The sequence below is a fragment of the Acinetobacter sp. YH12108 genome (genome assembly GCF_013419055.1).
Lineage (GTDB): Bacteria > Pseudomonadota > Gammaproteobacteria > Pseudomonadales > Moraxellaceae > Acinetobacter.
On sequence record NZ_VPAW01000065.1, the window covers coordinates 1 to 1,002 of the forward strand.

1 protein-coding gene is annotated in these 1,002 nt (G+C 41.7%); it reads right to left on the reverse strand.

The genetic code is table 11. The features are described from left to right. Window position 1 precedes the first annotated feature (1 nt). Complete coding sequence (locus FTU46_RS16630) at window positions 2-949, reverse strand: IS30 family transposase (protein WP_180105352.1); 948 nt, start codon at window positions 947-949, stop codon at window positions 2-4. Between the last annotated feature and the right edge of the window lie 53 nt (window positions 950-1,002).

The following is a 1,002-nucleotide window of genomic DNA, read 5'->3' on the forward strand; positions in this document are numbered from 1 at the left end:
CTTAGATTAGCATTTGAAGTGCAACACCATGTTGTTGCCATAATACCTGACTCGGACTTTTAAAGCCGAGTCTTTTTCTTGGACGATGATTCAAGCGTTGAGTAATTTCTGCAATATATGCATCCGTATAGTCATTCAAGTCACTGCCTTTTCTAATATATTGTCTGATCAATCCATTCGTATTTTCATTTGTTCCACGCTGCCAGGCGCTATAGGGATCAGCGAAATACCAATCTATATCTAATTCCTGAGCAGCATACTCATGCAGGCTGAACTCTTTACCATTGTCCGCGGTAATTGTTTTTAGATGCGCTTTGATGGGTTCCAATAATCTGATCGTAGCCTGGCAAACTTCCTCAGCCTTGCGCGTGCTGCACTTTTTCAGCCAAAGATAACCTGTCTTCCGATCTACAATTGAAACCAGGGATTGTTGGTGGTTCTTGCCAACTATCGTATCTATTTCCAAATCACCAAAGCGAGAGCGCTGCTCAATCTCAGCAGGTCGATCATGGATACTTTTGCGGTTTGTCAGTTGACCACGAGTTTCAATAGAGCCATATTTTCTCTTTCTTTGATTTCTGAAACGTAAGTTGTGGAAGAGCACACCACCTCTGCTTTTATCCTGCTGTATAAACCTGTATATGGAATGCAGACTGACTGAAACATGAGAAGCAATCTGTTCGGGACTCCATTGGAGATCAAGATAAGCTATGACTTGTACCCAAGTATCATAAGGGATTCTTTTGGGATTAGGACAATGCCGTCTGCGAGCTAATTTATGGACATGTTGAGCGAAATAACCATTCCTTGCCCGATTGCGTGCTATTTCTCTGGAAATAGTGGAAGGTGAGCAATTTAGCCTCCAGGCGATATAACGTTTAGAAAAACCTTCACGTAACAATGTGGAAATCTGATATCTTTCTTCTTGAGTAAGATGAGTATAGTTCATGATGCAACTTTGACTTTGGTCGGTCGGAAGCAAAATGCTAGCTCATCTTGCTT